The following is a 21,835-nucleotide window of genomic DNA, read 5'->3' as shown; positions in this document are numbered from 1 at the left end:
GCTTAGTTCGTGCAGAGCAGGAGCGAGTCGATCGAAACGTACGGGCCGTACCCGGACCGGATGTCCGCGACCTGCAGCCGCAACCGCGTCACGCCGGAGATGTCGTAGTTCAGCCAGGTCTCGGTCTCCTGTTGCATCCGGATCGACGTCATCGCCGTCGTCCCGTTGTGCAGCGACACCCGCACGAGACCATCGGTCAGATTGCCGAGCCAGTTCCGCACGTACCGGCACCCCGTCGAGTCCACTTCGCCCCAGACATACCCGCCCTGGTTCGCCAGCAGATCCGCCTCGGCCCGCCGCGGCCCTTCGTTCGGCGGTACGACGGTGAACTGCGGCTGCCCCGCTCCGCCCGCGGCGACCAGCCCTTTCTTGAACATCCCGCGCCACACGTAGTGCTTGAAGCTGATCATCGGCGACACCACCGCGGCGTACGGCGCCTGTGCACCGACCGCGATCCGGTACGTCCGGATCGACCCGGGCTGGACCGTGGTGATCGTCACGCTGCTGCCGGACGAGTACCCGTGCGCGACCTCCTGCCACCGCTTCAACGACGGGATCCATTGATGCAGCGGGATCCGCGTCCCCGCCGTGGGCGCCGGCGTCAGCGTCCCGACCACCGTGATCACACCCTTGGTCGCGTCCGTCGTCCGGATGCTCGCGATCTTCGCAGTCCGAACCTGCGCCGCGACGGCCGCGGACGCCGTACTGCCGAGACTCAGCGCGCTGTCCGCCGGGGCGATCGGGGCCGCGCAACCGGCCAGCAGCAACGTCAGCAGTCCGACCAGCACACGACGCATGAAACAGCTCCTCGAAGTCACAGCTTGATGACGACACCCTGCCGGTTCTCACTTCGGATCGCAAGCGAGCCGCTGCGGAGTGTGACACTGGAAGGTTTCGTCCGTACCTGACCCAACGACCCGTTAAGACCGCGTCCCAGGCTGTGGACCACCGGGGCTTCCGCATGGTTCTGTTCTAAGGGCGAACTAATATTGGGGTTATCGCCCTGACGGGGGGATCGGCCTGTTGCCCACAAGGCGGCCGGACGACCCAAGCTTCGACTTGGAGATGAAAAGAACAGTGACCATCGAGGTCAAGCAGCTCGACCGCGTGGTGATCCGCTTCGCCGGCGATTCCGGTGACGGGATGCAGCTCACGGGGGACAGGTTCACCGCAGAAACAGCTTCGTTCGGCAATGACCTGTCGACGTTGCCCAACTTCCCAGCCGAGATCCGGGCACCAGCCGGAACCCTGCCGGGAGTGTCGTCCTTCCAGCTCCACTTCGCCGACCACGACATCCTCACGCCTGGCGACGCGCCCGACGTGCTGATCGCGATGAACCCGGCGGCCCTGAAGGCGAACCTCAAGGACGTCCCTCGCGGCGCCACGCTGATCGTCGACACCGCGGACTTCACCGCCCGCAACCTGAAGCGGATCGGGTACGACGAGAACCCGCTGGAGACCGGCGAGCTCGACGCCTACCACGTGGTCCCGCTCAACCTGACCGGTATGACGGTGGAGTCGGTCAAGGAGTTCGGCCTGACCCGCAAGGACGCGTCCCGGGCGAAGAACATGTACGCCCTCGGCCTGGTGTCCTGGCTGTTCCAGCGGCCGGTCGAGTCGACGATCACGTTCCTCCAGACCAAGTTCGCGGGCAAACCGGACATCCGGGACGCGAACATCGCCGCCTTCCGCGCGGGCTACAACTTCGGCGAGACCGCCGAGGAGTTCTCGGTCCGGTACGAAGTGAAGCCGGCCAGCATGGCCACCGGCACCTACCGGAACATCTCCGGCAACCTCGCGCTGGCGTACGGCCTGGTGGCGGGCGCCCAGCGCGCCGGCCTGCCGCTGGTCCTCGGCGCGTATCCGATCACCCCGGCCTCCGACGTACTGCACGAGCTGTCCAAGCTCAAGCGGTTCAACGTCACCACGATCCAGGCCGAGGACGAGATCGCCGGTGTCGGCGCGGCGCTCGGTGCGTCGTTCGGCGGCGCGCTCGGTGTGACCACGTCGTCCGGTCCGGGGATCAGCCTGAAGTCCGAGACGATCGGTCTCGGCGTGATGCTCGAGCTGCCGCTGGTCGTCTGCGACATCCAGCGCGCCGGCCCGTCGACCGGTATGCCGACCAAGACCGAGCAGGCCGACCTGTTGCAGGTGATGTTCGGCCGCAACGGCGAGGCCCCGCTGCCCGTCCTCGCGGCCCAGTCCCCCGCGGACTGCTTCGCGATCGCGGTCGAGGCGGCCCGGATCGCGATCACCTACCGCACGCCGGTGATCGTGCTGTCCGACGGCTATCTGGCGAACGGTTCCGAGCCGTGGAAGATCCCGGCTGTCGCCGACCTTCCGACGATCGAGCCGAACTTCACCCTCGAGCCGAACGCGACCAACGACAAGGGCGAGCCCACCTACCTCCCCTACCTGCGCGACCCGGAGACCCTGGCCCGTGCCTGGGCCGTCCCGGGTACGGCGGGTCTGGACCACCGGATCGGTGGTCTGGAGAAGGAGGACAAGACCGGCAACATCTCCTACGACCCGGCCAACCACGACCTGATGATCCGCACCCGCCAGGCCAAGGTGGACGCGGTCGCCCGGTCGATCCCGCCGATCGAGGTCGACGACCCCGACGGTACGGCGAAGGTCCTGGTGCTCGGATGGGGTTCGACGTACGGCCCGATCGGCGCCGGCGTCCGCCGGGTCCGCGCGGTCGGCGGAAAGATCGCGCAGGCGCACCTGCGGCACCTGAACCCGTTCCCGTCGAACCTCGGCGATCTGATCCGCAGCTACGACAAGGTCCTGGTCCCCGAGATGAACCTCGGCCAGCTCGCGATGCTGCTGCGGGCGAAGTACCTGGTCGACGTCGTCTCCTACGCGCAGGTTCGCGGTATGCCGCTGGGCGCCGCGGAGCTTGCCGAGGTGATCGGCAACCTGGTCGAGGAGACCGCCGGCATCGACGACGACGCCCGTCACCTCGGTTCGGCCGCCGCCGGACTGACGCACGGCGAGGCGCTGCGCACCGAGCCGAACGGCCGTACCAACGGTCAGCCCAACGGTCAGTCCAACGGCCAACTGCACGAGTCGGAGGGAGCACGATGAGCACGGTCGACCTCGGCCTGCCGAGTCTGCCCGGTGGCCTGCGTGGCGTACCGGCCGCGACCGAGCCGCAGAACCGCAAGGAGTACGTGTCGGACCAGGAGGTCCGCTGGTGCCCGGGTTGCGGCGACTACGCCGTACTCGCGGCCTTCCAGGGGTTCCTGCCCGAGCTCGGGATCAAGCGCGAGAACGTCGCGATGGTGTCCGGGATCGGTTGTTCCTCACGGTTCCCGTACTACCTGTCGACGTACGGCATGCACTCGATCCACGGGCGCGCGCCGGCGATCGCGACCGGGCTGGCGGTGTCGCGTCCGGACCTCAGCGTGTGGGTCGTCACCGGTGACGGCGACGCGCTGTCGATCGGCGGCAACCACCTGATCCACACACTGCGCCGCAACGTGAACATGAAGATCCTGCTGTTCAACAACCGGATCTACGGCCTGACCAAGGGCCAGTACTCGCCGACCTCGGAGCCGGGCAAGGTGACGAAGTCGACGCCGATGGGCTCGGTCGACAACCCGTTCAACCCGGTCTCGCTGGCGCTCGGCGCGGAGGCGACGTTCGTGGCCCGGACGGTCGACTCCGACCGCAAGCACCTCACCTCGGTGCTGCGCGCCGCCGCCGAGCACCGCGGTACGGCCTTCGTCGAGATCTACCAGAACTGCCCGATCTTCAACGACAACGCGTTCGAGGCGTTCAAGGACCCGGAGACCCGGGACGACGCGATCATCCCGCTGGTTCACGGCGAGCCGATCCGCTTCGGCAAGGACGGGCATCTCGGGGTGGTGCGTGACGGGTTCGCGTCTCTCGCCGTACGCGAGGTTGCGGACCTGCCCGGCGGCGAGGCGGATCTCGTCATCCACGACGCGCACACGGACGATCCGGCGTACGCGTTCGCGCTGTCGCGGCTGACCGATGCGGGCGTGCTGCACCAGGCCCCGATCGGCGTGTTCCGCTCGGTCGAGCGTCCGGCGTACGACGACCTGGTCCGTCAGCAGATCGCCACCGCCCAGGAGGCACAGGGCACCGGCGACCTGCAGGCCCTCGTCACCGGCGCCGACACCTGGACGATCAGCTAGCGAGGAACTCCCGGACGACTTTCTGGAAGCCGTCCGGGTCTTCCACCCACGGGTAGTGCCCGACACCGTCGAGCACTACCCGTTCTGCGTTGGGCAGCGCGTCCAGCAGGCTGTCGGTGACGTACGGCGGCCGCAGGTCTTCAGCGCCGTGCACCAGGAGCGTCGGTACGACGGCCCGCGCGCAGGCCGCGGCCCGATCCGGCAGGGCGTGCAGCTCCGCCCGTAAGGCCTCTGCACACACCGGATTCGGCTCGAACCAGGGCGTGTTCAACTTCCTCGACCAGTCGACGGCCGTCTCCCGATCGGCGATGTTCACGGAGATCTGGGCGATCCAGGGATCGTCCTCCGGAGTCTCGGCCAGCAACGCAGCACGCCTCGCGCGGTAGTCGGCCGGCGGACCGTCGAGGCCGACCGACGACACCAGCACCAACCGCTCGACGGCGTGTGGATGCGCTTGGGCATATTCCAAGGCGAGCGCAGCTCCCCACGAATGTCCGATGACGATGCACGGGTCGGGGCCGGCGACCGTGGCCAGGTCGGCGACGTACCGGTCGAGGGTGTACGGGCCGCGGCGGTCGGATCGGCCGCATCCTCGTTGGTCCCACCTATGCAAGGTGAACCCGGGGAGCGACAGGTGGTGGAACACGTCCCACCATCCCGGACCGCCATGCACCAGAACGACGCGCGGGCCGTCGCCGGTGACGTCGGTCCAGATCCGGCAGCCGTCATCCGTTGTCAGCATGGCGTCAGTCGTCGAGGGACGCGTAGATAGCAGCTCTGAGTTCGCGGCGGATCGGGTAGCTGGCGGAGGGGCGGAGTTGGGTGAGGAAGACGACGACGAGTTCGTCGGCCGGGGAGACGAAGAACGCGGTCGAGGCCTTGCCACCCCAGAAGAACTCGCCAGGGGTCCCGATGGTCTGCGCGACGGTCGGATCGAGCAACACCCCGAAGCCGAGCCCGAAGCCCTGCCCAGCCCGCTTCGTCTCACCGCCGAAGTCTGCGAACGCGGCGAGATCCTGACCCCCAGGCAGGTGGTTCATCGTCATGAACCGCAGCGTCCGCGACCCGATGATCCGTGTCCCGTCGAGCGAACCGCCGCCCGCGAGCATCCGGGTGAAGCGCAGGTAGTCGCCCGCGGTGGAGACCAGCCCGGCCACCCCGGACAGGTAGGTCCGTTGCTGGGTGTAGGCGCTGGTCAGTGGATCGTCGAGCAGCGTGAAGCCGCCATCGTCGTACCCGTAGGCCGCGGCGAACCGGGACAGGCTTGCCTCGGGCACCGAGAAGCCGGTGTCCGTCATGCCGAGCGGATCGAAGATCCGGGTCTTCAGATACTCATCGAGCGGTACGCCGCCGAGCACCTCGCACAGCCGGCCGACGAGATCGGTGGAGATCCCGTAGATCCAGCGGGTGCCAGGATCGGCCCGCAGCGGCAGCTCGGCCAGTAGGGCCGGCAGCTCGGCGAGCGTCAGGTCCGACGTCCGGGTCAGCCCGGCGTCCTGGTACAGCAGGCTGACCGGATGACTCCCGTTCGAGGCGGCGAGGCCGGAGGTGTGCATGAGCAGGTCCCGCACGGTCATGTCGCGGATCGACTCGCGGACCGAGCCGTCCGTGTACACCTTCGGCCGGCCGAGCTCCGGCAGGTACTTCACCACCGGGTCGTCGAGCTGGAAGCGGCCCTCCTCGTAGAGCTGCATCAGCCCGAGGCTCACGATCGGCTTGGTCATCGAGTAGATCCGGAAGATCGTGTCCGCGGTCATCGGACGGTCGCGCTCGACGTCACGACGCCCGTACATGTCGAACAACACGACCTCGTCGCGATGGGCGACCACCGTGACCGTGCCGGGGAACCGGCCGTCGTCGACGTACCGCCGGACCAGCGCCGTCACGTTCCGCACCGCGACCTCCTGTAATGATCGCTTCAGAGAATTCAATCTCTGTCGCAAAGACTACAACAGGTCGAGCAGCTCCGGCAGACTCTGTCCCACGGACCGATCCAGATGCCGCGCCGCCAACCCGGCGGCCCGCGCGCCGAGCACATCCAGCTCGAGGTTGTCGCCGATCATCAACGTCTCCCCCGGCTCGACTCCCAACGCCTCACACGTGGACAGGTAGGTCAGCGGATCCGGCTTGCTGACCCCGAGCTCTTCGGACGTGCGCACCACGTCGATCAGGTCCGCCAGGCCGATCGCTGCCAGCTTCGCGTTCTGCTGCACCGGGTTCCCGTTGGTCAGCACACCGATCCGCAAACCGTTGCCCCGAGCAACTTCCAGCGCGGGCCGTGCGTCCGGGAACGCCGTCCAGCTGCTCTTGTACTGGGTCAGATACCCGTCGAACACCTGGTCCAGCTCCGCATCCGTCACCGGCACCGACAGCCCGAGGACCGGCAGGAACGCACGCAGCCGCTCGCGACGCTGTTCGTGGTGAGTCAGCTCGCCCGCCAGGTATCGCGGGTACACCCCGTCCTCGATCACGAACCACTGCGCGATCAGCTCGTCCGTCGGCGCGATCCCGAGCCCCGTCACCCAACCGCGAACGGCCTGTTGAGCGGACCCGGTGTGATCGAACAGCGTGTCATCGAGATCGAAGATCACCGCCTTCACGCGCGGACCACCGAGTCGCGGTTGAGTTCGCGGTGGTTGGCGTAGCCGGAGAGGGCGAGGGTCAGGTCCAGCTCGGCGAGGAAGCACCGGAGTACATGCTCGACGCCGGCCTGGCCGGCTAGGGCGAGGCCGTAGAGGAGGGGGCGGCCTAGCAGGACTGCCTTGGCGCCCAGGGCGAGCGCCTTCGCGGCGTCGGAGCCGGTGCGTACGCCGGAGTCGAACAGGACTGTGAGTTGTTCGCCGACCGCGTCCGCGATCGCGGGCAGCGCGTCCAGCGACGCGACGGCGCCGTCGACCTGGCGGCCGCCGTGGTTCGAGACGACGATGCCGTCGACGCCGTGTTCGGCCGCGAGCTTGGCGTCCTCGACCGCGGTGATGCCCTTGAGGACGATCGGGCCGTCCCAGTTGTCGCGCAGGAACGACAGGTCGTCCCAGGCCAGCCCGACGTTCGGGAAGATCTGCGCCCAGAGCATCACCGCCGCGCCGGGATCCTCCTCGATCGGCTTCGCGAGCTTCGACCGGAAGACCGGGTCGCTGAAGTAGTTCGCGAGCCCCTCCCCCTTCAGGAACGGGAGGAACCCGCGATCCAGATCGGCCGGTCGCCACCCGATCGTCCCGGTGTCGAGCGTGACGACGAGTACGCCGTACCCGGCCGCCTTGGCGCGCTGGAGAAAGCTGAGGCAGACGTCGCGGTCGGTCGGGTAGTACAGCTGGAACCACTTGTTGGCGGCTTCGATCTGCTCGATCGCGTGGCTCGCCTGGGTCGAGTGCGTGTACGTCAGGCCGAGGGTGTCGGCGGCCCGAGCGGTGGCCAGTTCGCCGTCGGGATGCGCGAGGGTCTGGACACCGATCGGTGCGACCAGGACCGGCGCGGGCATCGCCGTACCGAGGATGGTGCAGGACAGGTCACGGTCGGTGCTGCCGCGGAGCATCCGCGGCGCCAGACGCCAGCGGTCGAACGCCGCCTGGTTGGCCCGCGCGGTCGCGCCGCCGCCCGCGCTCGGCACGATGTACCCCATCGCCTCCAGCGGGAGCTTCCCGGCCGCCTGCGACTCCAGCCGGGCCAGGTCGGTCGTGATCTTCGGCGTCGTCCCCTGCAACATCCCCTGCAGGTAGATCTGCAACTGGTAGTCCCCGAAGTTGGCCATGCCGGATGCTTTCACGCCCACCGCGGGACCTCAACAACACCATCCCAACCAGTGCGAGGAGCCCGCACAGCCAGGCGAACCAGTCGCCCCAGGCGGTGTAGAGCGTGTGATCGATCCCCGGTCGGAGCTCGCCGATCAGGACGGCCGGGCCGTTTGCGGGGGCGGTGGTTTCGGCGACGATGCGGCCGTTGGCGTCGGTCAGGGTCAGGCGGCCCTGGCTGCCGTCACGGGCGATCGGGATGCCGTTCTCGATACCGCGGAGCAACGCCATCCGGCTGTGCAGCCAGCCGTCGTCGACGAAGTCGAGCGCGGGGACGAGCAGGAGCGAGGTGTCGAGTTCGCCGTACTGCCGAGCCAGCGCGGGGAAGTCCAGGTCCTTGCAGATCATCAGACCCCAGGTGTCGTACGTCGCCAACCGGTCGCCGGGCGTGTAGGGCTCGATGCCCGGGATCAGGTGGTGCTTGTCGTACGACGTCGGCGCGGCGCCGTCGGGGTGGAACATCAGGGCGCGGTTGTGGTCCCCGTCGCCGAGCACCGTGAGACCGACGACGAGCTCGATCTTGTTGCTCGTGGCAATCGTTTGGAACTGCTGCGAGAGCTGTGGCAGATCGGTCGTCCGAACATCGACAATCTTCTCCGGCAGCAGCACGATCTTCGCACCGGCTCGGGCAGCCGCGCCGATCATCGGAAGGTAGCGATCGACAATCGCCGGCCCTGCAGCGTCGGGCCAGCCCGCGTCGTCGGCTCCTTGCGCTGACAGCACAGCGATCTTGACGGGCTCGCTCTGCGGCGTCCCGTGCAGCCGCACAACGCCGTACACACAGGTGCTAGCGGCAACCATCGCGAGCACGCCGACCAGCAGGAGCTTGCGCGCGGCAATCACCGCAGCCGGGAACAGCAGCAGAAAGCTGAGCCCCCACGGCCCGGCCAACGACACGATCTGGTTGATCGGGGCAACCTCTACCTGCGTGTACGCGAGACTCGTGAACGCTCCGTGTGGCGAGACGCTCGCAATCAGATAATCAAGCCCCGCCCACAAAGCCGGAGCCACAAACGCCGCGACCACCGGATGCCCGCGCACCACAAGTCCCCTGAAGAACAACACGGTGCCCGCAAACACCCCCGCTAGCAGAAGCAGGAATGCCAACACCACAACAGGCAACTCGAGATCACTCAGCAAATACCGCGCCAGGTTGGACAGCCCGAGAAGCCACCCCACAAACGCAGTCAGCCACGCCGCTCCGGGTCGAAGGCGGGGAGCGACCAGAAACACGGGAACGGGAGCGAGCCAGGTCAGCGCAGGCACGGTGTGCAGGCCGGACCCGAAGTACAGCAGCACACCTGTCGCGAGGGCCGCTGCCAGCGCGACCCATCTAGATACGTAGTTCATCGATCATCCTTTCGCCCAGGCGGAGGCAGAGGGCGCGGAAGGATTGCTCCGGCATGCCGATGCGGTCGCCGTGGTGGAGTTGGATCAGGCCGTGGAGCAGGGCGGCGAACATCAGGCTGGTTTCCCAGATGTCCGTGTCGGCGCGGAACAGTTGCTGGTCGACGCCGGCGGTGATCGCGTCGGCGACGAGGTTGAGCGTGGGTGACTTGCGGGCCCGGAAGTCCGCGGGGAACTTCCGCGCCTGGTCACGCCGCTCGGTGAACATGTAGTCGTAGAGCCGGGGATGCTCGAGCGCGAAGTCGACGTGATCGATCAGCATCTCCCGCAGCAGTTCATCCGCCGCAGTAGGACGCTCCGCCGACTCCCACCGGCGGACCAGCTCGACGAACGCCGCGTCGGCGATCGCGTTCAGAAGCGTCTCCCGGTCCGGGAAGTACTGGTAGATCGCCATCGGTGTGATCCCGACCGCGGCCGCCACCTTCCGCATCGACACCCCGGCCGCGCCGTGCTCGGTCAGCAGGTACGTCGCCGCGGCGGTGATCCGGTCCTTGGTCGTCACGTCGTTCATAGCGACCATTAAATACACATTCCCTATACGCCGTATAGGGAGAATGACCCTGGTCGAACCCTGAGCCATGACATCCGTCAGCGCCGGAACCGGACGGATCGCATCCGTACGACCGCCCCACGGACCTCAGAGTGATGAGCATGACGATTACCGCGCCCCAGCAAACGAGTGTGAAGCGAGCCCTGCCCGCCCTTGGCCTGTTCTTCCTGTCGCCCCTGGTCGCGGAGTTCCTGCTCGGGAACATCCCGATCACCGCGCTGTTCGCTCTGATCGGCCTGGCCCCGCTGTACGGCGGCGGCGCGGTCCTGATCCGGGAGGTCGTGCGGCGGCGCGGGTGGGGTTATCCGAGCGTGGTGATCCTCGCCCTCGCGTACGGAGTCCTCGAGGAAGGCATCACCACCCAGTCACTGTTCAACCCGAACTACGCCGGCCAGCGACTCCTCGACCCCGGCCACATCGGCTTCCTCGGGATGGGTGCGCCGTGGACGGTGTTCGTGCTCGGGCTGCACACGATCTGGAGCATCACGGTGCCGATCGTCGTGGTCGAGTCGATGTCACGACGACGCCGCGAACCATGGCTCGGCAAGGTCGGCTTCAGCGTGTACGCCGCATTGTTCGTCGTCGGCATCATCGCCACGACCGCCATCCAGCTCGGCACGGACTCCTTCGTCGCATCCCCGGCCCAGTTCGCCGGCGTCGTGATCGCGATCGTCGTCCTGGTCTTCGTCGCGGCCCGGGTCGGCCGGCGGCCCCAGCGTCGTACGACCGGCACAGTGCCACCGGCCTGGGTGTTCGCGATCGCGGCGCTGGCGTTGAGCTCGGCCTGGATGGTGACGAGTGACCTGGTGAAGAACGCCTGGCTGGCCGCGGCCGTCATGCTCCTCATCGACGCCGTGGCGGCGACCGTGCTGGTGTACTGCTCGCGCCGGACCGGCTGGACCCAGATGCACGCGCTGGCCGTGGCAGGCGGCGCCATGCTCACCTACGCGTGGCACGCCTTCCCGGAAGCCCCCATTTTCGATGCCCCGCGGACAGCCGATCTGATCGGGAACGCGGTCTTCGCCCTCCTCGCGGTGGCCCTGCTGATCTCTGCGACAATCAGGTGTGACAAGTTCGGTGACTCCTGACACACGCGGTACTGCGCGGCATGTCAGCCTGGCGTTGTTCGCGCTGGCGACCGGTGGTTTCGCGATCGGGACCACCGAGTTCGTCTCGATGGGGCTGCTGCCGCAGATCGCGGACGGCGTGCACGTGTCGATCCCGACGGCCGGCCACGTCATCTCGGCGTACGCGCTGGGTGTCGTGGTCGGTGCTCCGGTGATCGCGGCGCTCGGCGCGCGGACCGGGCGAAAGCGGTTGCTGCTTGGCCTGGTGGCAGTGTTCGTGGTCGGCAACGTGTTGTCGGCTGTTGCCTCGAGCTACGAGTTCCTGATGGCGGCGCGGTTCCTGTCCGGGCTGCCGCACGGCGCGTTCTTCGGGATCGGCGCTGTTGTCGGGGCGTCGATGGTGGCGCCCGAGCGACGTGCACGGGCGGTGTCGATGACGATGGTCGGGTTGCCGATCGCGAACATCATCGGCGTACCGCTGACGACGTTGCTGGGACAGCGGCTCGGGTGGCAGGTGCCGTTCCTGGCGGTCGGAGCGTTGGGCCTGCTGACGCTGGTCGCGGTGTGGTTCTGGGTAGCGCCGCAGCCGGTCGGCAGCGACGTGAACATCCGCAGCGAGCTGAGCGCTCTGGCGCGGCCACAGGTGTGGATGGCTCTGCTGGTCGGGATGGTCGGCTTCGGCGGGATGTTCGCGACGTACTCCTACATCACCCCGACGATGACGGAACTGGCCGGGTTCTCGGAGTCCGCGGTGACGATCGTGCTGGCCGTGTACGGCGTGGGCATGACGGTCGGGACGGTCGTCGGCGGCCGGCTCGCCGACAGGTCGCTGATGGGCAGCGTGTACGGCGGGCTCGTCGCGGTAGCCGTCGTACTGGGGGCGTTCGGCTGGCTCGCACAGACGCGGACCGGGGCGCTGGTCGCGGTCTTCGCGATGGGGTGCTCGGCGAGCATCCTCGTGCCGGCGCTGCAGACCCGCTTGATGGACGTTGCCCACGAGGGCCAGTCGCTGGCCGCGTCGCTCAACCACTCGACGCTGAACATCGCCAACGCACTGGGCGCCTGGCTCGGCGGCGTCGTACTCGCGGCCGGCTACGGCTACGAATGGCCGAGCCGGCTGGGTTCCGCACTCGCCGTCGCGGGCCTGCTTCTGGCTCTGATTTCCGGCCTGATAGAACGTCGAGGGACAAATCAGGTGCTTGCCTGACCTCCTCGTCACCGCCCACTTGGTTGAATCGGGGTATGGCGACAATGACCCTGAGCGCGGCCGATCAGGTACGGCGGCGTGGGCTGCGGCAGATGCGGTCGGTGGCGTTGGCGCTGCTGGTGCTCGCCGCGGTGATCTACGTGGCGACGCTGCACCACGGCGGCGGCTGGGCGTACCTGAACGCGGCATCCGAGGCGGCGATGGTGGGCGCGCTGGCCGACTGGTTCGCGGTGACGGCGCTGTTCCGGCACCCGCTCGGGCTGCCGATCCCGCACACCGCGATCGTGCCGACCCGGAAGGACAGCCTGGCCGAGAGCCTGGAGCAGTTCGTCACCGAGAACTTCCTGTCCGAGGAAGTCGTCGGGGAGAAGATGCGTACGGCGGAGGTGAGCCGGCGGGCCGGTGAGTGGCTTGCGGACGGCAACCACGCCGAGCGGATCGTGGCGGAGGGCGCCCGGACGATCGGGGCGGCGTTGCCGAGGCTCGGCGACGAGGATGTGGCCGCGTTCGTGCGGGGGTCGTTGCTGCCGCGGTTCGTGAAGGAGCCGCTGAGCCCGATCGCGGGGCACTTCGTGCAGTCGGTGGTCGAGGACGGCGCGCATCACGCACTGTTCGACCTGCTGATGGTCGAGGCGTACGACTGGCTGGCGAATAACCGGGAGCTGCTCGCGGACGTGGTCGGTCCGCGGGCGCCGCGCTGGTCGCCGCAGTGGGTGGACCGGCTGGTGATCGACCGGATCCACCGCGAGGCGCTGGCGTGGCTGGCCGACGTACGCGACAACCAGGCGCACCCGGCGCGGCGGGCTGTCGACCGGCTGCTTGCGCAACTGGCCGACGATCTGCAGCACGACCCGGAGACGATGGAACGGTTCGAGGCGTGGAAGGCGCGGATGCTCACGCATCCCGACATGGGCTCGAGTCTGACCGCGGTCTGGGACGCGATGCGGACCGCGCTGATCGACTCGATCAACGACCCGGACAGCACGCTGCGAGCCCGCGCGGTGAAGGCGCTACAGGACCTCGGCCACCGGCTCCAGAACGACGAAGGGCTCCGCACGAGGGTCGACACCCGCGCATCCGAGGCCGTCGGGTACGTCGTACGCACGTACGGCACCGAGATCGTCTCCGTCATCTCCGACACCATCGAACGCTGGGACGGCCGCGAGGCCTCCGCCCGCATCGAGCTCCACGTCGGACGGGACCTACAGTTCATCCGCATCAACGGCACCGTCGTCGGCGCCCTCGTCGGCCTCATCATCCACACGGTGAGCCAGCTCCTCTGACGGCTAGATGCCGCAGTTGGGGGCGCTCCAGGAGTTTGTGGTGCGGATGTCTACGTGGGTGTGGTCGTTGTGGTCGGGGTAGCCCGGGCCGAAGATGCCGCCGAAGCCGTGGTTGCGGGCTTCCTTTGCCATTGTGCAGAAGGAGTGGACGCCGGTGAGGTCGGCGGAGCGGCCGTACAGGTGCTGGCTGTTGCTCGCGCCGCCGACCGAGTTGTTGCACGGGATGCTGCGGAAGCCGCTCGAGATGTTGAGGGCCTGGTCGCCGAGTGCGTGACGAAGCGCCTCGAGCTGCCACATCGTCTGCAGCGCGTTCGCCTTGGTCGCCGCCTCCGACAACGGCCCGCCGTCGTACCCGGACCCACCGCAGCCGTCATCCAGCTCGGCGTACGTGAAATGGATCGGCGTGCAGTCGTCGTCCTGCAGCGCGTAGATCTTGCTGAACGTCGCCGGCCCGGCGACCCCGTCCGCACCCAGCCCGTACGCCGACTGGAAGCGCTGCACCGCCGCCTTCGTGGCCGGCCCGAAATCACCGTCGGTCGCGAGATGACCGCCGTACCCGGGATAGCCGGCGACCCGGATCTGCAACTGCCGCACGTCCTCGCCGTTCATCCCCTGGCTGAGCGTGCGGCCCCAGGTATAGCAACCGTCCGCGTGCGCGACCGTCGTGGCCACGACCTGCGACGCGGTCAGGGTTGCGGCAAACAGCAGCAGTACGGCGAACAGTCGCGGGAACGTGATGGACATCGGACACCTCCGGGGCGGGGAAGGAACCTGTCGCACCCCAGCATTCCGGCACAATCCGTCGATTGGCCAGTACTCAGCGAAACTTTCCGACCACCAGCTGTTCATCTTCCTGAACCACAAGGGCTGGATGATGATCGCGGCAACTGTCCACCGATACGGCTACGGGGTTGACGATGAAGGGCTTCGCACGGCCTAAGAACCTGGAGGCGTTCGCGCGGCTCTGCGCATTGGCCGAGGGTCAGCACGGCCTGGTCGCGATCGCCCAACTGCACGACCAGGTGACCGACCAGGTCCTCGCGCAATGGCAGGACGCCGAGATCGTCGAACCCGTCATCGACGGCGTGATCCGGGTCCGGGCCGGGGCGAGCCACGCACATCAAACGCTGTACGCGACCTGGCTCCTGGCCGACGCCACCCCTGCCTGGGAACGACCCCTGACCACCCTGGTCGTGTCGCACCGATCCGCAGCCGAGCTGTACGGCGCCGGCAGCGTCAGCGCAGACGGGATCGAGTTCTCCGGCCGAGCCCGGAAGGACCTACCCAACGGCGTCACGGTGCATCCGCGCTCGGTCCGTGAGGACGAGTGCACTGTGATCGAAGGCCTTCCGGTCACCGGCCCGGCGCGCACCCTGGCCGACCTCTCCGACGGCCAAGGCCTCGACCTTTCCGACCTCGGCCGGCTGGCTCGGTCCTTCATCAGCCAGGGCTGGACGACGTCCGACCGCCTCGGCACCGAGCTCACCGAGCAGTTCGCCGATCAGGCGTACGACGGGCCCGCCTGGCTCCAGGCCGCGCTCGACGCCGCCGCGAAGGGCTGACTGGCATGCGCCACCTCGATGTGCGCGAGTTTCGTCGCGCCTTCCGCACCTGGGCTGCGCTCACCAAGCACCTCGACGACATCAGTACGCCGCGATTCTCGGCCGACCGCGCGAAGCGCCAACTGATCGCCGGTGACCTCATCAGCCTGCTGAACCAGGACGGCGACACCTGGGAGGCGACCGGTTCGAACCCGCTCGCGGCGTACGCCGAAAGCTGGCCCGCGACGGCCGGCGGCGACATCGATCCGGTGTACGAGATGGCGCGGACGGCGAACGATCTCGACATCTACAACAGCGCCTTCGACGCCGACGAGTACGTCGACAAGGTCCGCGACGCCATCCTCGCGGTCGCCCCGGAGGGCCGCGCGCCCCTCGACGGCGGCGTCGGTCTCGGCGGACTGGTCCGCTACACGACCCGGGACGTGAAGGTCGCGGGCAGCGGACATGCCGTCTTCACCGTCGACGTACACCCGGTCGACGACACCCGCGGCCCACTCGGCGTACGGCGTGACGGGGACAGCTTCTCGATCGAGATCGACGTGAAGCTGCCGACGATGATCCAGCGGACGAGCGAGTCCGAGCGCGCGCGGCGGTCGCTCGTCGGCGTACAACTCCCTGGTCTGCAGCCGATCACGCCGCTGCTGCGGCCGGTCGCGGATCTCGCGGCCGACAAGATGGCGGCGCTCGCCTGCCAGCCCGGCGTCGGCGACGGCATCCTCGCTCCCCGCTTCAAGGACATCGCCGACCTGTACTACATCGCGCAGACCTGCCCGGTGGACGGCGACAAGCTGCGGAACGCGTTGGCCGAGAACTGGCACTGGCGCGAGGCTGGTCGCAGCGGACCGCCGTACCCGTATCGGTTCTACGGGCAGGCGCCGGCTCAGGACGGCGAGACCGAAATCCTTTGGCACCAGGGGTTCGAGCAGCTGCGGTCGCGGATCGCGCAGCTTAAGGACTACCCGGAGTTCGGGGAGATGGTCGGCACGATCACCACGTTCCTGGACGGCGCCGCGGATCAGTCGAACGGCGTGTGGGATCCGGCGCGTGGACAGTGGCGGCCGTCGGTCCGGAGCGAGGTCTCGTCGGCGATGAGTCACGCGCTCAGCCCGGGGACTGCTGACAAGGAACCCATCGTTCCGATGCAGAAACACCTGTTCGTGTTCGACGTCGACCAGACGATCAGCAAACACGACACCCTCGCCACGCTGGCCGAGCTCGCCGGGCGGCTGCCCGAGGTCAACGCAGTACACGCCCCGGACTACGAGACGTCGATCCGCGCGAAGATCGCCGTACTGCGTGGTGTCGACGCCTCGCTGGTCCGCCAGGTCGCGGAGACCGTCGAGCTGAGCGAAGGCGTCGAGGATCTGATCCGCGACCTGAAGGCGGCAGGCCACGAGGTCGCAATCGCGAGCGGCGGGTTCGACACGATCGTCGGGCCGCTCGCGGAACGTCTCGGCGTCGAGCGGTACGCCGCGGGCACGCTCGGGATCGAGGACGGCGTACTGACGGGTGAGGTCAGCGGACTCGTCGACGGACCCGGCAAGGTCACCGCGATCCGTCGGTGGAACGAGGAGCTCGGGATCCCGCGCGAACGCACGGTCGCGATCGGGGACGGCAGCAACGACGTCGACATGTTCGAAGCCGTCGGCTTCGCGGCGGGCTACCAGCCAGGAGCTGCGGCAGCCGCGGCCTCACACACGATCCTCCGCGACATGGGCTACCTCAACCGGGTCGCTCACCTCCCGCTCCCGGACCGCCTCAACGCCGCAGCCAGAGCGCGCCGGGGCGGTTCGGAGCGCGTCAGTTAGACCCAACTGTGCAGGTCGGCGGCGTCCTTGGTGAACTGCTCCGGTGAGTCGTCAGCGACGAACTCCAACAGCGCGTTGATCTCGCGAGGCTCGACGGCAAGGCGGTCGAGGACCGGGCGCCACAAGGACTCGCGGGCCGCGAGCGGCAGCCGATTGTTGGACGGCCACCATGAGAACACGTGCACCGTGCTCAGCCACGGCATCAACGCCTCGAGCTGCTGAAGGCACTGCGCGTCGTCCAGGTCGACCGGCGGCTGCCAGTACGTCTTGAGGTTCGGCGCGCCGACGTCGAGCAGCAGCGTGATCGTCGAGTCGACCTCGTCGGTGAGCGTGTTGCGGTGGAACTCCATCGCGATCTCGATCCCAGCACCGGCAGCCATATCGGCCAGCTCGCCCAGCCCGCGAGTCACCGCCATCCGGTCGCCGACGCCGGCTTCCGCCGTACCGACGTTGCCGGCCCAGACCCGGATCCGGGGTGCGCCGAGCGCCTCGGCGGTGGCGACCGCGGAGCGCATCTCCTCCCGATCGACGTTGCCGGCCCGAAGATACGAGCCGTACGCCGCGACCTGCAGGCCGTGCACCTCGGTCAGGTTCCGCACCCGTTTGGCGTTGACGAGATTGCCGAGCGGGACATGCACGTCACCGCCCCACTCGATCGCCGCAAGCCCGGACTTCGCCGCCACCTCCACCACCTGGTCGACCGGCAACTGCCGAAACGTCACCGAGACCAGACCGGTCCTCACACCCACGCGTGCCTCCTGGTGTTCACCCTTCCATCCAACCCCATCACACCAACGGACTCACGCCCCACATCACCCGATCGACGGTCCGCCTCGCTTCGCGTCGTGGGTTCGGAGATCGTTCAGACGGCTGGTGGCGATGTCGATCGGAGCAGCCACCACATCGGCACCAGCCGCGGCGGCGGCCCCTGCGGCGGCACGCGCCTGGGACGGCCCATGGGGCAACTTCTGCGCCGCCTCCTGCGCTGCGACGGTGACCGAATGCGCGATGTAGTCCTCCGCCCGCCCCTTCAGCAACGGGTGGAACCCGTTCGTCCTGTCGTCGGACGCCACCAGCTCAGCCGCCAGTCTCCCGGCCGCCGTGTCCCGCAGCGCCGGATCCGGCCCGCCCTGCTCCTGGTACCTGGTGTCCAGATGTGCCACGAACCGCTCCGCCTCCGGCCCATGACCGTCGCCGTGGGCCAGAGCGATGACATCGCCATGCGCTCGCGTAGCCGTCCGCTCGATCGCGTCCTGCACCCGCAGCCGGGCCAGGACGCGATCCTCCGGGCTCAGCTCGGTCGCCCCGAGCGCCGTTCGGGTCGCGTCGTCGACCAACGCGTCGAGCAGTTCCTGTCGGGGCGACATCGGTTACCTCCTGTGGTTGGGGCAGGTCGCCGGACAGACTAACGGCCCTCCGTCTCACGTCATGAGCAAAGTAGTTGGATGCGACTGTCGCGCGGGCTTACGCTGACGCCGTGCCGGAACAGCGAAGAGGATTCACCTACGGGTTCACCGCCTACCTGATCTGGGGTCTCTTCCCGCTGTACTGGAAACTTCTCGACCACTCCGGCGCGATCGAACTGCTCGCCCACCGCATCCTCTGGTCGCTGGTCACGATCGTGATCCTGGTCGCCGTACTGCGGAAGTTCGCCGGGGTGAAGGCGCTACTCGCGGAGCCACGCCGGCGCTGGCCGTTGATCGCGGCGGCGTTCCTGATCTCGGTGAACTGGGGCACGTACATCTGGGCCGTCGGCCACGGCCACGTCGTGGAGACCTCGCTCGGGTACTTCATCACGCCGCTGTTCACCGTCCTGCTCGGCGTCTTCGTACTGAAGGAACAGCTCCGGCCGATGCAGTGGACCGCGCTGGGGATCGCCTTCGTGGCCGTCCTCGGCCTGGCGATCGAGAACGGCAAGCCGCCGTGGGTCGCGATCATCCTGACGTTCTCGTTCGGGTGCTACGGCCTGGCGAAGAAGCAGGCCGGCGCCGGCGCGATCGAGGGCATGGCTGTCGAGTCCGGCACCGTTGCTCCGCTCGCGCTGATAGCGATCGCCGTACTCGGACTGCAGGGCCACGCGACGGTCACGCACCACGGGACGGCGTACCTCGTGCTGGTGTTGCTGACCGGCCCGATCACCGCCGTACCGCTGCTGCTCTTCGGGGCCGCGGCCACCCGGATCTCGATGACCACTCTGGGGCTGCTGAACTACATCGCGCCGATCATGCAGTTCATCTGCGGCCTGCTGATCTTCCACGAGCAGATGACGCCGATGCGCTGGGCCGGCTTCGGCCTGGTCTGGGTCGCACTGGCCCTGTTCACCTTCGACAGCATGCACAGCCGCCGCCGCACTCTCGCCCTCGAACGCGCCGCGGTCACCGCTTCCGCAATCTGACGCCCAGCGGTCGCGGCGCGCTTGACGACAGCTATTCAGGACATTTAGTATCCAGGTTATGAAGATGAACGAGGGCGTCGAGTGGGCGATGCACAGCTGCGTGAATCTCAGCTGGGCGTCGGGCGAGGCGGTCACCGCCAAGCGGCTCGCAGCCTTCTACAACTTGCCGACGGCGTACCTGAACAAACAGCTCCAGGCACTCACCCGGGCCGGCATCCTCACCTCGGTCTCCGGGCCGAAGGGCGGCTTCCAGTTGGCCCGCGATCCGCGCAACATCAGCCTGCTCGACATCGTCGTCGCGATCGACGGGCCGGATGACGCGTTCCGCTGCATGGAGATCCTCAAGGAGGGTCCGGGCGCCGACGCGCGGGCCGACTACACGAAGATCTGCGTGATCTCACAGGCGATGCACGGCGCCGAACTGACGTACCGCCGCGAGCTGGCCGGCAAGTCGATCGCCGACATCGCGGCCGAGGTCGTCCGCCTCAACCCGGCCGCTCCGGACAACACCCGAAATCGCTTCGCCAACCTCAGGTCCTGAACCCAGGACTTAATCCTGGACATCAAACATCTCGAATACCAAGGAGATCCTGCCATGACCGTTCTGATCCGCGCCAACGAGGCCGAAGTACTTGCTGCGAGCGGTGTCACGCTGCTGGCCGACGTGACCGAGACCGAGGGGCATCTGACCAGCCACCGTTCGGTTTTCCAGGCCGGCAAGGAAGGCGCTCCCCCGCATCTGCACCGTGAGGCTGCGGAACTGTTCTTCGTACTGAAGGGATCGCTCCGCGTGCTCCTCGGCGAGGAACTCGTCACGCTCGAGCAGGGCGACTTCCTGCTCGTCCCACCGAACACCCCGCACGCCTTCGAGGCCGCGGGCGACGAGCCCGCCGAGGTCCTGTTCGTCCTCACCCAGGCCAAGCCCCGCTTCGGCTACTACCGCCTGCTCGAAGGCGCGTACCGCGGCGACACCGACTGGGCCGAGGTCGCGAAGACCAGCGACCTGTACGACAACCACTACATCGAAAGCCCCACCTGGCAGGGTCGGCTCATGGACTGAGCCGGGTAGGGGCACCTGGGGCAGATGACGCACGAGTGGTTCCTGACGCCGGGTGAGCGGGGCAATCCGGCCACCGACATCGATGCCGACGGAGCCTGGACCGAGGGGAATCTCGTCCGGCCGCTGGTGCACGGCGCGACGTACTTCCAGCATCTGTACGACGAACTGTGCGCCCTGCGGCCGGGTGATCGCGTCTACTTCACCGACTGGCGCGGCGATCCGGACGAGGTCCTGTACGACGGCGGCCCGTCCATCGGCGAGGTGCTCTGCGACCTGGCCCGGTCCGGAGTGGAGGTCCGCGCGCTGTTGTGGCGCTCGCATTCCGATCGCCTCAGCTTCAACGCCCAGCAAAACCAGCACCTCGGCACCGAGTTGAACGAGGCCGGCGGTGAGGTCCTGCTCGACCAACGCGTACGCCGGCTCGCCTCGCACCACCAGAAGCTCTTCGTCATCAGGCACCACGACGATCCGGCCGCCGATGTCGCGTTCGTCGGCGGCATCGACCTGTGCCACGGCCGCCGCGACGACAAACGCCACCAGGGCGATCCGCAGACCGCGCCGATGGATCCGCGGTACGGCGACCGCGCGCCATGGCACGACCTGACGCTCGAGGTCCGCGGACCGGTGGTTGGCGATCTGCTCAGGTGCTTCGTGGAACGGTGGGACGATCCACACCCGCTGGACCGGCGTACGCCGTACCGGATGCTGGTGCAGCGGCTGGCCCGGATGCCGCGGCGTCCGGGCAACCTGCCGGAGGCGTTCCCGGACCCGCCGCCGGCCGGACCGCATGCCGTCCAGGTACTGCGGACGTACGCACACAAGCATCCCGGATTCCCGTTCGCGCCGGATGGCGAGCGCAGCATCGCGCGCGCCTATTTGAAGGCGTTCGGGCGCGCGCAGAGGCTGATCTACGTCGAGGACCAGTACCTCTGGTCGGACGCGGTGACCGAAGGACTGCACGCGGCCCTACAGCGGTCGCCGGACCTGCGCATCATCGCCGTCGTACCGCGGTACCCGGACCAGGACGGCCGGGTCAGCGGACCACCCGCGCGGCACGCCCAACTGGACGCACTCCGCCGGCTCGACTCCGACCGGGTCGCCATCTACGACCTCGAGAACGAGAACGGCGTACCGATCTATGTCCACGCCAAGGTCTGCATCGTCGACGACAGGTGGATGACCTGCGGCTCCGACAACTTCAACCGCCGCTCCTGGACCAACGACAGCGAACTGACCTGCGCAATCGACTCCCCCGAACTCGCCCGCTCCCTCCGCCACGAACTGTGGTCCGAGCACCTCTGCACCGAGTCCCCCGACCTCGATCCCCACACCGGCTTCGCGCAGTGGAAGTCCGTCGCCGCCAGCCTTGACCAGTGGTACGCCGGAAACCGGCAGGGCCCGCGCCCTCAGGGCCGCATCCGCGCCCATCACCCACAGCCCCTGACCCGCACCCAGTCGCTCTGGGCCCCCTGGCTGGCCCGCCACCTCTACGACCCCGACGCCCGCCCACGGGCCGCACGCCGGCAGAACTCCTTCTAGGAG

Annotated in this window: 21 protein-coding genes; 11 read left to right on the top strand and 10 right to left on the bottom strand. The window is 68.2% G+C overall.

Annotated elements, in window-relative coordinates; genetic code table 11:
- Window positions 1–2 precede the first annotated feature (2 nt).
- Window positions 3–797 carry a hypothetical protein gene (locus FDA38_RS25860; protein ID WP_137256636.1) on the bottom strand — a complete coding sequence of 265 codons (795 nt, stop codon included), beginning with the start codon at window positions 795–797 and terminating at the stop codon, window positions 3–5.
- 268 nt (window positions 798–1,065) lie between these two features.
- Here FDA38_RS25860 and FDA38_RS25855 point away from each other — a divergent pair, with 268 nt between their 5' ends.
- Together FDA38_RS25855 and FDA38_RS25850 are read left to right on the top strand one after the other, a co-directional pair.
- Window positions 1,066–3,090, top strand: a complete 2,025-nt coding sequence (locus FDA38_RS25855; protein WP_233714924.1) for a 2-oxoacid:acceptor oxidoreductase subunit alpha — start codon at window positions 1,066–1,068, stop codon at window positions 3,088–3,090.
- Window positions 3,087–4,166: a 2-oxoacid:ferredoxin oxidoreductase subunit beta gene (locus tag FDA38_RS25850; protein ID WP_137256635.1), complete on the top strand. Its 1,080-nt coding sequence runs from the start codon at window positions 3,087–3,089 to the stop codon at window positions 4,164–4,166. The genes FDA38_RS25855 and FDA38_RS25850 overlap by 4 nt, the downstream gene beginning before the upstream one ends.
- Here FDA38_RS25850 and FDA38_RS25845 read toward each other — a convergent pair.
- Genes FDA38_RS25845 through FDA38_RS25820 form a run of 6 tightly spaced genes read right to left on the bottom strand, consistent with a single transcriptional unit; the run spans window position 4,159 to window position 9,872 of the window.
- Entirely contained in the window at window positions 4,159–4,908 is a 750-nt protein-coding gene (locus FDA38_RS25845; RefSeq protein ID WP_137256634.1) for an alpha/beta fold hydrolase, read from the bottom strand. The two genes, FDA38_RS25850 and FDA38_RS25845, sit on opposite strands and share 8 nt — an antisense overlap.
- 4 nt (window positions 4,909–4,912) lie before the next feature.
- Entirely contained in the window at window positions 4,913–6,061 is a 1,149-nt protein-coding gene (locus tag FDA38_RS25840; RefSeq protein ID WP_202877810.1) for a serine hydrolase domain-containing protein, read from the bottom strand.
- Between the two features lie 51 nt (window positions 6,062–6,112).
- Window positions 6,113–6,766, bottom strand: coding sequence for an HAD family hydrolase (locus FDA38_RS25835; protein ID WP_137256632.1), 654 nt, complete (start codon window positions 6,764–6,766; stop codon window positions 6,113–6,115).
- A complete protein-coding gene (locus tag FDA38_RS25830; protein ID WP_233714923.1) occupies window positions 6,763–7,785 on the bottom strand; it encodes an alpha-hydroxy-acid oxidizing protein in 1,023 nt (340 codons plus the stop codon). Before FDA38_RS25830 ends, FDA38_RS25835 begins: the two co-directional genes overlap by 4 nt.
- Entirely contained in the window at window positions 7,673–9,304 is a 1,632-nt protein-coding gene (locus tag FDA38_RS43170; protein WP_137256630.1) for a nitrilase-related carbon-nitrogen hydrolase, read from the bottom strand. The genes FDA38_RS25830 and FDA38_RS43170 overlap by 113 nt, the downstream gene beginning before the upstream one ends.
- Window positions 9,288–9,872 (bottom strand): TetR/AcrR family transcriptional regulator, encoded by a 585-nt coding sequence (locus FDA38_RS25820; protein ID WP_170989857.1) that lies wholly within the window; start codon window positions 9,870–9,872, stop codon window positions 9,288–9,290. Before FDA38_RS25820 ends, FDA38_RS43170 begins: the two co-directional genes overlap by 17 nt.
- Window positions 9,873–10,012: 140 nt before the next feature.
- Between FDA38_RS25820 and FDA38_RS25815 the strand changes: the two genes are divergently transcribed.
- The 3 genes from FDA38_RS25815 to FDA38_RS25805 are packed head-to-tail and all read left to right on the top strand — an operon-like array spanning window position 10,013 to window position 13,468.
- Window positions 10,013–10,999 carry a hypothetical protein gene (locus FDA38_RS25815; RefSeq protein WP_137256628.1) on the top strand — a complete coding sequence of 329 codons (987 nt, stop codon included), beginning with the start codon at window positions 10,013–10,015 and terminating at the stop codon, window positions 10,997–10,999.
- Window positions 10,989–12,185: an MFS transporter gene (locus FDA38_RS25810; protein ID WP_233714922.1), complete on the top strand. Its 1,197-nt coding sequence runs from the start codon at window positions 10,989–10,991 to the stop codon at window positions 12,183–12,185. The genes FDA38_RS25815 and FDA38_RS25810 overlap by 11 nt, the downstream gene beginning before the upstream one ends.
- Before the next feature lie 35 nt (window positions 12,186–12,220).
- A complete protein-coding gene (locus FDA38_RS25805; protein ID WP_137256626.1) occupies window positions 12,221–13,468 on the top strand; it encodes a DUF445 domain-containing protein in 1,248 nt (415 codons plus the stop codon).
- A gap of 3 nt (window positions 13,469–13,471) precedes the next feature.
- Here the strand turns inward: FDA38_RS25805 and FDA38_RS25800 are convergent, their stop codons facing one another.
- Complete coding sequence (locus tag FDA38_RS25800; protein WP_137256625.1) at window positions 13,472–14,212, bottom strand: D-Ala-D-Ala carboxypeptidase family metallohydrolase; 741 nt, start codon at window positions 14,210–14,212, stop codon at window positions 13,472–13,474.
- Between the two features lie 173 nt (window positions 14,213–14,385).
- Between FDA38_RS25800 and FDA38_RS25795 the strand changes: the two genes are divergently transcribed.
- Complete coding sequence (locus tag FDA38_RS25795; RefSeq protein ID WP_137256624.1) at window positions 14,386–15,030, top strand: hypothetical protein; 645 nt, start codon at window positions 14,386–14,388, stop codon at window positions 15,028–15,030.
- 5 nt (window positions 15,031–15,035) lie between these two features.
- Window positions 15,036–16,838, top strand: coding sequence for an HAD family hydrolase (locus FDA38_RS25790; RefSeq protein ID WP_137256623.1), 1,803 nt, complete (start codon window positions 15,036–15,038; stop codon window positions 16,836–16,838).
- On the opposite strand, the gene FDA38_RS25785 is transcribed toward FDA38_RS25790, so the two are convergent.
- Both FDA38_RS25785 and FDA38_RS25780 read right to left on the bottom strand, forming a co-directional pair.
- Window positions 16,835–17,587, bottom strand: a complete 753-nt coding sequence (locus tag FDA38_RS25785) for a sugar phosphate isomerase/epimerase family protein (protein ID WP_137256622.1) — start codon at window positions 17,585–17,587, stop codon at window positions 16,835–16,837. The two genes, FDA38_RS25790 and FDA38_RS25785, sit on opposite strands and share 4 nt — an antisense overlap.
- A gap of 63 nt (window positions 17,588–17,650) precedes the next feature.
- Window positions 17,651–18,205 carry a hypothetical protein gene (locus tag FDA38_RS25780; RefSeq protein ID WP_137256621.1) on the bottom strand — a complete coding sequence of 185 codons (555 nt, stop codon included), beginning with the start codon at window positions 18,203–18,205 and terminating at the stop codon, window positions 17,651–17,653.
- Between the two features lie 110 nt (window positions 18,206–18,315).
- Here FDA38_RS25780 and rarD point away from each other — a divergent pair, with 110 nt between their 5' ends.
- From rarD to FDA38_RS25760, 4 genes are read left to right on the top strand one after another with little or no spacing between them, the layout of a single operon-like run.
- Window positions 18,316–19,233: an EamA family transporter RarD gene (gene rarD / locus FDA38_RS25775; protein WP_137256620.1), complete on the top strand. Its 918-nt coding sequence runs from the start codon at window positions 18,316–18,318 to the stop codon at window positions 19,231–19,233.
- A gap of 58 nt (window positions 19,234–19,291) precedes the next feature.
- Window positions 19,292–19,774 (top strand): RrF2 family transcriptional regulator, encoded by a 483-nt coding sequence (locus FDA38_RS25770; RefSeq protein WP_137256619.1) that lies wholly within the window; start codon window positions 19,292–19,294, stop codon window positions 19,772–19,774.
- A 54-nt stretch (window positions 19,775–19,828) separates the two neighbouring features.
- Window positions 19,829–20,293, top strand: a complete 465-nt coding sequence (locus tag FDA38_RS25765) for a cupin domain-containing protein (protein WP_137256618.1) — start codon at window positions 19,829–19,831, stop codon at window positions 20,291–20,293.
- A 24-nt stretch (window positions 20,294–20,317) separates the two neighbouring features.
- Entirely contained in the window at window positions 20,318–21,832 is a 1,515-nt protein-coding gene (locus tag FDA38_RS25760; RefSeq protein ID WP_137256617.1) for a phospholipase D-like domain-containing protein, read from the top strand.
- The last annotated feature ends 3 nt before the right edge of the window (window positions 21,833–21,835 follow it).

Source organism: Kribbella jiaozuonensis, from assembly GCF_005233875.1.
GTDB lineage: Bacteria > Actinomycetota > Actinomycetes > Propionibacteriales > Kribbellaceae > Kribbella > Kribbella jiaozuonensis.
Note: the sequence above shows the minus strand (reverse complement) of the source record. Positions and strands in the feature narration are given on the sequence as shown.

What these genes read in the sequence shown, in the direction of transcription:
- FDA38_RS25860 (WP_137256636.1), bottom strand. Translation starts at nt 797, where the DNA reads ATGCGTCGTGTGCTGGTCGGACTGCTGACGTTGCTGCTGGCCGGTTGC.
- FDA38_RS25855 (WP_233714924.1), top strand. Translation starts at nt 1,066, where the DNA reads ATGAAAAGAACAGTGACCATCGAGGTCAAGCAGCTCGACCGCGTGGTG.
- FDA38_RS25850 (WP_137256635.1), top strand. Translation starts at nt 3,087, where the DNA reads ATGAGCACGGTCGACCTCGGCCTGCCGAGTCTGCCCGGTGGCCTGCGT.
- FDA38_RS25845 (WP_137256634.1), bottom strand. Translation starts at nt 4,908, where the DNA reads ATGCTGACAACGGATGACGGCTGCCGGATCTGGACCGACGTCACCGGC.
- FDA38_RS25830 (WP_233714923.1), bottom strand. Translation starts at nt 7,785, where the DNA reads ATGGGGTACATCGTGCCGAGCGCGGGCGGCGGCGCGACCGCGCGGGCC.
- FDA38_RS43170 (WP_137256630.1), bottom strand. Translation starts at nt 9,304, where the DNA reads ATGAACTACGTATCTAGATGGGTCGCGCTGGCAGCGGCCCTCGCGACA.
- FDA38_RS25820 (WP_170989857.1), bottom strand. Translation starts at nt 9,872, where the DNA reads ATGAACGACGTGACGACCAAGGACCGGATCACCGCCGCGGCGACGTAC.
- FDA38_RS25815 (WP_137256628.1), top strand. Translation starts at nt 10,013, where the DNA reads ATGACGATTACCGCGCCCCAGCAAACGAGTGTGAAGCGAGCCCTGCCC.
- FDA38_RS25805 (WP_137256626.1), top strand. Translation starts at nt 12,221, where the DNA reads ATGGCGACAATGACCCTGAGCGCGGCCGATCAGGTACGGCGGCGTGGG.
- FDA38_RS25800 (WP_137256625.1), bottom strand. Translation starts at nt 14,212, where the DNA reads ATGTCCATCACGTTCCCGCGACTGTTCGCCGTACTGCTGCTGTTTGCC.
- FDA38_RS25795 (WP_137256624.1), top strand. Translation starts at nt 14,386, where the DNA reads ATGAAGGGCTTCGCACGGCCTAAGAACCTGGAGGCGTTCGCGCGGCTC.
- FDA38_RS25790 (WP_137256623.1), top strand. Translation starts at nt 15,036, where the DNA reads ATGCGCCACCTCGATGTGCGCGAGTTTCGTCGCGCCTTCCGCACCTGG.
- FDA38_RS25780 (WP_137256621.1), bottom strand. Translation starts at nt 18,205, where the DNA reads ATGTCGCCCCGACAGGAACTGCTCGACGCGTTGGTCGACGACGCGACC.
- FDA38_RS25770 (WP_137256619.1), top strand. Translation starts at nt 19,292, where the DNA reads ATGAAGATGAACGAGGGCGTCGAGTGGGCGATGCACAGCTGCGTGAAT.
- FDA38_RS25765 (WP_137256618.1), top strand. Translation starts at nt 19,829, where the DNA reads ATGACCGTTCTGATCCGCGCCAACGAGGCCGAAGTACTTGCTGCGAGC.
- FDA38_RS25760 (WP_137256617.1), top strand. Translation starts at nt 20,318, where the DNA reads ATGACGCACGAGTGGTTCCTGACGCCGGGTGAGCGGGGCAATCCGGCC.